General features: G+C 77.5%; 7 protein-coding genes. 4 read left to right on the top strand and 3 right to left on the bottom strand.

Annotated elements, in window-relative coordinates; translation table 11 throughout:
• Positions 1-112: 112 nt before the first annotated feature.
• Entirely contained in the window at positions 113-796 is a 684-nt protein-coding gene (locus ACYVGT_RS14135; protein WP_460858136.1) for a hypothetical protein, read from the bottom strand.
• Positions 797-1,096: 300 nt separating this feature from the next.
• On the opposite strand from ACYVGT_RS14135, the gene ACYVGT_RS14130 reads away from it, so the two are divergent.
• Complete coding sequence (locus ACYVGT_RS14130) at positions 1,097-1,804, top strand: HNH endonuclease family protein (RefSeq protein ID WP_460858134.1); 708 nt, start codon at positions 1,097-1,099, stop codon at positions 1,802-1,804.
• Positions 1,805-1,901: 97 nt separating this feature from the next.
• Here ACYVGT_RS14130 and ACYVGT_RS14125 read toward each other — a convergent pair whose 3' ends face one another.
• Positions 1,902-2,486, bottom strand: coding sequence for a snapalysin family zinc-dependent metalloprotease (locus ACYVGT_RS14125; RefSeq protein WP_460858132.1), 585 nt, complete (start codon positions 2,484-2,486; stop codon positions 1,902-1,904).
• 786 nt (positions 2,487-3,272) lie between these two features.
• Here ACYVGT_RS14125 and rpsR point away from each other — a divergent pair.
• The 3 genes from rpsR to ACYVGT_RS14110 all read left to right on the top strand — a co-directional run bounded on the left by rpsR (position 3,273) and on the right by ACYVGT_RS14110 (position 5,856).
• Positions 3,273-3,539: a 30S ribosomal protein S18 gene (rpsR, locus tag ACYVGT_RS14120; RefSeq protein ID WP_460858129.1), complete on the top strand. Its 267-nt coding sequence runs from the start codon at positions 3,273-3,275 to the stop codon at positions 3,537-3,539.
• Positions 3,540-4,340: 801 nt separating this feature from the next.
• Positions 4,341-5,558, top strand: coding sequence for an alpha/beta fold hydrolase (locus ACYVGT_RS14115; protein WP_460858127.1), 1,218 nt, complete (start codon positions 4,341-4,343; stop codon positions 5,556-5,558).
• A gap of 79 nt (positions 5,559-5,637) precedes the next feature.
• Positions 5,638-5,856, top strand: a complete 219-nt coding sequence (locus ACYVGT_RS14110; protein WP_460858125.1) for an SHOCT domain-containing protein — start codon at positions 5,638-5,640, stop codon at positions 5,854-5,856.
• 557 nt (positions 5,857-6,413) lie between these two features.
• Here the strand turns inward: ACYVGT_RS14110 and ACYVGT_RS14105 are convergent.
• On the bottom strand, positions 6,414-7,022 hold the full coding sequence (locus ACYVGT_RS14105) for a TetR family transcriptional regulator (protein WP_460858122.1): 609 nt from the start codon (positions 7,020-7,022) through the stop codon (positions 6,414-6,416).
• Between the last annotated feature and the right edge of the window lie 271 nt (positions 7,023-7,293).

Raw genomic sequence — 7,293 nt, 5'->3', positions numbered from 1 at the left:
GCGGTAGCGGGCGGCGACGCCGGCGGCGGGCCTGCCGCCGCGCTGCGGCGCGGCGGGCCGGGCGGCGCGCCCTCGCGGGCGCGGCAACCCCCGGGCCGGCCGAGGCGGAGGCTCACCGGCTGCGGATGTGCTCGGCGGTGCGGGCGAGTTCGGCCCGGCCGAGAGCGCCGGACGGATCCCGCACCTCGACCGCGGTGCCGGGCTGTACGAGCCAGAACACCTCGGCCGTGCCGATCAGGCCCGGGCCTTCGGCCCGGTCGAAGGGCTCCAGCGGCCAGTCGGCGGGGTCGCGCTCGTGGTACTCGGCGAGAAAGCCGCGCAGCGCCTCGAGCGAGTCCAGGTGGCCGCCGCGCACCACGAGCACCTGCATGCCGGGGCGGTACCCGCCCGAGGGCAGCCGGGTCTCCCACACGCGCTGGGTGAACGCCGCGCCGCCCCACTCGTATTCGGTGTCGCCCGCGGAGGCGCCGGCGCCCTCGGGCACATAGCCGATCGCGAACCCGTCGATCGGGCTTTCGCCGGCGCCGGCGGGTGCGCTGCCGCTTGCGGCGCCGCCCGGCGGGGCCGGCGGCTCCGGCTCGCGCGGGCCTGCGCCTCCCGCGCCTCCCGCGGCCGGCGGCGGTGGTGCGGTGCTGGGCGGGTTGTCGGCGCCGGGCACGGCGGCCCCTCTCAGGTCAGCCGCGCTCCGGCCAGGCGCGCCCGGTGCCCCCGGGGCGGCGGGCGCGGCTGCGCTGGCCGCGAGCAGGGCGGCCAGGGCCGCGCACGCGGCGGCGAAGCGGGATCGGACTCGGTCCATCGGTGGGTTCCTTCCCTGTTGCGGCCCGGGAAGCCTCCCGGTGGAGACGAGGATCCTCCGCAGCCGTGCGCTGGGGGAGGGCAGGCGGGACATCTGTGGACAACCGGACGGGCGGAGCATCCGTCGGCGGAGGGCCCCCGGGGACGGCCGGCCCGGCGGCGGCGCGGCGCGCCCTCCGCCCGCCACCACCGCCCGCTCCGGGAAGTCATCGGACATTCACCGGGGGTCGTTGCGCTCCGGCCCCGGGCGCGCCAGTCTCGGAGGGTCCGGGAAACCCGCTCAATCCCGAAACGGAGAAGCATGGCGCACAGAACCCCCCGATCCGCCACCCGGAAACGCCTCAGCATCGCAGCGCCCCTCGTCGCCGCAGCAGCAGGTGCGGCGCTCCTCGCGGCGATCCCCGCGGCGGCCGATCCCGCCACCGAGGCAACCCCGGCCGCCGGGCCCTCCGCGGCCGGCATCCCGCCCAACATCCCCTCGGCGTCGGAGGCGTCCAGCCTCCTCGCGGAGCTGGAGGTCCGCGAGGAGCAGGAGGACTCGCCCTACGACCGCTCCCTGTTCCCGCACTGGAACGCGGTGGAGGGCAACTGCAACGCGCGCGAGTACGTGCTGCGGCGCGACGGCGACGGCGTGGAGACCGGCAACGACTGCTACCCCACCGCGGGCAGCTGGTTCAGCGAGTTCGACGGCGAGACCTCCGACGTCCCCTCCGACATCTCCATCGACCACATGGTGCCGCTCAAGGAGGCGTGGGTGTCCGGTGCGGACACCTGGACCACGGAGCGGCGCACCGAGTTCGCCAACGACGTGGAGAACCCGCAGCTGTGGGCGGTGACCGCGTCGATCAACAGCGAGAAGGGCGACAAGGACCCGGCCGAGTGGATGCCTCCGCGCACCGAGATCGAGTGCGACTACGCCGCGTCCTGGGTCGCCTCCAAGCACGCCTACGACCTCACCGTCGACGACGCTGAGCACGGCGCGCTGGAGGAGGTCCTGGCCGGCTGCTGACCCGCGGCGGGCGCTGCAGCGCCCGCCACGCAGGCGCCCCCGGACCCGCGCGGGTCCGGGGGCGCATTCTGCGCGGTGCGCCGGAGAGCTCCCGCGGTCAGGGTGCGTCGACGAGCACGCGTCCGTCGGCGGGCAGCTCGCCGGCCGCGCCGGAGCCGTACAGCTCCTCGACGCGGGCGCTCTCCTCGGCGTCGGGCGTGGCGTTGTCGCAGTCGGTCCCCGCGCTGGCGCCGGACATGAGCGAGGAGCAGGGGCCGGGCTTGACGTCGGGCAGCCCGAGGTTGTGGCCGAGTTCGTGGGCGGCGACGCGGACCGGGTCGTGCCCCTCGTCCATCGCCTGGCGCCCCATCTCCACCCAGGCCGACCCGCCGGGCCGCACCGGGCCGAGCGTCGCCATCGGCCAGCCGTCGGTCGCGGTGACGGTGATCTCCGCGGTCGCGCCGTCTTCGGCGGGGACGAGCTCGACCGAGTCCACCGCCGCGTTCCACTCGGCAGCGCCGGCGTCGACCGCATCGGTGAACTCGGCGGCGCCGGACGCGTCGTAGGTGAGCACGGCCTGCTGGACGGGCGCGGTATCGCCGGCCGCTGCGGGTGCGGCCGCGCCGGCGACCAGAGCGGCCGAGGCGGCGAGTGCGGCGGGCGCAGCGCGGAGCAGGCGGCGCGAGGGGGGCTGGTGCAGCATGCGCATCTCCTTGTGAGCGGGGGACAGGGTGAGCGGGGACCCGGAGGCCCCTGCTGCGCTGCGCTCGGAGCGGCCGCGCGGCCGGCGGGGGCCGAGCGCGCGGAGAGTCTACGCAGGGCGCCATTCGGCTACAAGGGGTGCGCAGTGCGGTGCGCGGTGTGAAAACGCCCGACCGGTACGGGCGGTGCGAAAGGCGCGGAAACACGGTTTCGGCGCGGCGTCCGATGCAATTGCGGCCGCGCCCCTGCGCGACCGGGCCTTGACCCGGCGTGCGCCGTGGCCCACGGTGGAGTGCGGCTTAAGGCCGCTGCTCCCGGTGTGCGGGCGCGCCGCTGGTCGGTGTCCATCCCCACTCGTCCCGCGCCGGGGCAGCGGCCTTGCTGCCGCGGTTGGGCTGCGCCGCAGCCCGGGCGCCGGCGGCGGGGCAGTCCCCGCAAGCGGGGCGCGGGAACCGAAGGCGCCCCTCCCTCAGGGGAAGGGGCGGGGTTCGGTCGGTGTTGTTCAGCCGTTGCAGCCGCAGGAGCATCCGGCCGCGCAGGAGCACGAAGAGCCGTGCCCGCAGGAGCATCCAGCCATCAGCGTCACCTCCCTCTCCACGGAGAATCAGCCGTCGGTACCGGTCTGTCAACGGCCCTGGACCGCCAGCGGGGCGGGCGTGGCAGCGTGTCGCTCCTGTTCCGCGGCCGGGCCGGCCGCCACCATGGTGCCGTCGCGCCGAGGGCCCGCGCCCCCGGCACCCCGCCCCGCCCGGCCCGGACCCGACCCCTACCGCTTACGGAGGAGCCCATGCCCCGACAGCGCCGTCCCGTGCGCACCCGCCCCAAGGCGAACCCCCTCAAGGGCGTCGAGTACATCGACTACAAGGACACCGACCTGCTGCGGAAGTTCATCTCCGACCGCGGCAAGATCCGCAGCCGCCGCGTCACCGGCGTCTCCGCCCGCCAGCAGCGCCTGCTCGCCTCCGCGATCAAGAACGCCCGCGAGATGGCCCTGCTGCCCTACCCCGACCAGGACCGCACCCGCCCCGACCGCCCGCGCCGCCGCGACTCCTGAGGACCGGCGCGCGATCGCGCCGCCGAGCCCGGCGCAGCCTCCCGGCACACCGCTGCGTGCTCGCGCGATCCTCGCTGCCGGCACCCGCCTGGCCGCGCAGGGCTGCCGGGGCCGCGGCCCGAACCGGCCGTGATCCGGCGGAGCCGGGCTGTCCGGCGGCCGGCGCCGTGCGGCCGCTGCGGCCGAGGACGCAGCGCGCTCCTGCCCACCTGGCGCCCGGCCTGCGGCGCACCGGGCGCATCTTTTTGCGGCCGCCCCGGAGCGAGGCCCGGAAGGGGCGCGATGGGTGCGGTCCGTGCGCAACGGGTGCTCGCGGCGCGGACACGGGCGAACACGGGCGGTAACCGCGCTGGCGGCGGCACCTCAGGAACCCCCGTGCTGGCCGCACGGCGCCCGTGTTCCATCGTCCGCGGCCCGCCGCGGAGCAGCTGAGCCCGCGCTCCTGGGCGCGTGCGGCCGCCGGCCAGCCGCTCCCTGCAGCACCGATGCGGCGCGGGATCCGCCGCTGCGCCCGCTTCGCCGGGCCGGGACGGCACGCGCCCGGCCCGCGGCCCCGCGCCATCGGCCCTCAGCCGCGGGCGCCCGGCACGTCCCGCGGGCGTCGTCGCGATACGCACCGCGGTCGGAGCGGCCCAGCGGCGGGCCGGCGCGCAGGGCCCAGCGGGCCGCCGCGCTGCCCGGTTCCCCGGCGGCTGGCCGCAACCGGCCGGGCGTGCCTTGGGGCCGGTGAGCGGTGGTGGAGTGGCGGGTGATCCTGCTGTTCTGTTGCCGGTGGCCGGAGCGCTGCGCGAGGATGCGGCCATGCCGCCCAACCGCGATCAGCTGATCGAGCGCCTGCTCCGCCTGCCCTCGGTGCACACGGTGCGCCGCCCGCTGCACGAGGATACGGATGAGGAGTTCGACCTCCGGTGGGTCCGGGAAGGCCCCGACGGCGGCACACCGCTGCTCATCATCCCCGGCGGGCCGGGCCTCGCCTCGGTCGCGCCCTATCACCGGGTGCGCAAGCAGGCGGGCGCCCGCGGATTCGACACCGTCATGGCCGAGCACCGCGGAGTCGGCCTCTCCCGCCTCCGGGACGGCGGCGCCGGCCTGCCGCCCGAGGCGGTCACGTCCACCGCCGCGGCCGATGATCTGGCGGCCGTCCTCGACGCAGCCGGCATCGACCGCGCCGTCGTGTGGGGCTCCTCCTACGGCGGCTACCTGGGCCAGCTGTTTGCCCACCGCCACCCCGACCGGGTGGCCGGACTGGTCCTCGACAGCGCCATCACCTCCAGCGACTCCTTCGAGCTGGCCCGCGCCCACGTCCGCCGGCTGCTGTGGGACGGCGGCGACCCCGCCACCGAGCAGTGCGCCGCCCTCCTCCGGGAGCTCACCGCCGACGGGGCCGTCGACCGGGCCGAGGCAGCGACCGTGCTGCCGGTCGTCTACGAGTTCACCGGCGCGCGCGGGGTGGAGCGCCTCCTCGCCGCGGCCGCCCGGGGCCGCTGGAACGCCTGGCAGCGGGTGCAGCGCCTGGCCGGCAAGGAAACCACCGAGACCGTGCCCTGCGTGATGGAGTTCGACCTGGTCGCCGACATCTGGTTCCGCGACCTGCACGGCATCGAGCCCGACGGGCGCCCGCTGGACACCGCGCGCACCTTCGACGCCCTCGCCGAAGGCCGCCCCTCCTATGCGGGTCCGGCGTTCGACATCGAAGCCGCCCAGAAGTCGTTCGCGTGGCCGACCGCCGTGCTGTCCGGAGCCCGCGACCTGCGCGCCGTCCGCCCGGCGGGAGCGGCCGCGGCGGAGCGCATCCCCGGCGCCGCCCTGGTGCCGTTCGACGACTCGGGCCACAGCTTCCTCGACCGCTTCCCCTTCGCCGGCCTGCTCGCCGCGGGCGCCGTGGCTGCGGGCCGCCACACCGGCCTCCCCGGCTACGCCGCGCGCGCCGAGCACCTGCGCGGAATCACCACCGCGCACGCCGTGGCCGCCTACATCTCCGCCGCGCTCGCGATCGACGCCGTCCCGCGCCCGCGGTGAGACCGCGCCCGCGGCGCGGCCGGCGCACAGGCGTCCGGGCTATCGTGGGGTGAGCGGGCAAGCGGGAGGAGCGGAGGCCATGAGTCCGGTACTGGTGGGGGGCCTGGCCCTGCTCATCGGGCTGCTCGTCGGCGTCCTGATCACCGCGGCGCGCACCCGCCTGCAGCTCCCCCCGCAGCAGGCCGCCCCGCCGCCGGCCCACCGGGACACCGTCCTGGACGAACTCCGCCACCGCTACGCCCGCGGAGAGATCTCCCGCGAGGAGTTCCTCCAGCGCAAGATCGACCTCGAAGAGTAGGCCGGCCGCGGAGCGCACCGCAGGTCCCCTGCCCTCGCCCGCCCCGCAGCGCCGGCGCCGGGAACTCCGTGTCCGGCTCTGCGGGGTGCCGTTCCGGACGCTGCGGCGACCGCCGGTCCGGCGGCCGGCCCGCGGCGTGTCCGGGGCCGTGTGCGCGGCGCCGGCTGAGCAGTGCCTGCGGCGGCGCAGCGGTCTGCACCCGTCGAGTGCCGCAGTGATCAGGGTGGCCGCAGCCCCGCGGTGGTCGACGTGCGCGGCACGCTGCCGCGTTCGCGCGCCCCGGGCCGCAGCAGCGGGGCAGCCGCGTCCGGCGGCATCCCTGCGCCCGGCACCGCCTCCCCGTCTGCTCTGCGGCGGCCCCGTCCGGGGGAGGGGCCGGGACGGTCCGCCTGCGGACGGGCGGCGCTCAGGCGGTGCTCAGCAGGTCCGGGCCGCGGCTGGGGGCGCCGGACCGGCCGCCTCCCGGCGGTGCGCGGGTGGGGCCCGGAGAACGGCTTCCGGTGCTTCGGCAGGCTGCCCGCGGCTCGGGCACGGCGCTGGCCGCCGAGCTCCAGCGGTCAGCTCCGCGCCGCCGGGCACAACAGGCGGGTCAGGGCGCCGCGGGACCAGGCGGTCCAGGCATGGTGGGACCAGCCGCGGTCGTCGGTGAGGAGCGCGTAGACCTCGGGGCCGAGGACGGTGAGCGAGACGTCGGCGGCGCGGTCGGCGGTCAGCCCCGGGCGCAGAGGGGCCTTGGCGGACAGGGCGACGGCGAGCAGGCGCGCGACGGAGCGGCGCCGCCCCAGATCGCAGCGCCACACGTGAGCGGCGTCGGGATCGTCGGCCGCCGAGAGGCGCACGCCCTCCAGGACGCGGGCTGCGCCGTGCAGCATGCGGCCGGTGCCTTCGGCCTGGAGCCGCAGCTGTTCGGCACCTGAGGCGCAGTGCAGTGCGGCGTCGATCCACGCCGCGTCGGTGCGGCCGTCCGGGCCGCCGGCGCGGCGGACCGCGGCGTCGATGAGGGCGGAGCGGCCGCCGAACAGGCCGCGCACCTCAGCGGCGTCCACCCCGGCGGATGCGCCGACGGACTCCCAGGTCGCGGCGGCGCAGCCGTGCCCGGCGATCAGGCGCGCGGCGGCGCCTGCCGAGCGGGCCCGCCGGTCGGATACCGGAGGGCGGGCGCTCACCCGGAGGCTCCGGCGGGCGTCGGAAGAGCTGCGCCGGGGCTTCCCGGCCGGCCGCCGCGCGCCCCGGCAGCGGCGCCGGCTTCCGGCCGGGCCGGACCGCGCGTGCGGCGGGACGGGCAGCGGGGCAGCCGCGCGCGGTACGCCGCCGCAGCCGCCTGCCGAGTGCCGAGTCCGAGCCGCATGGCCGCCACCCTAGACGCTGCCGCTGCCTGCGCGGACCTGATTCGGGAACATCTTCGCTGGAAGCACCGAAAGCACTCCCCGGCCGGTT

The organism is Nocardiopsis coralliicola (genome assembly GCF_054779695.1).
The sequence above is the reverse complement of the archived record's forward strand: the minus strand, read 5'-3'. Positions and strand labels throughout refer to the sequence as shown.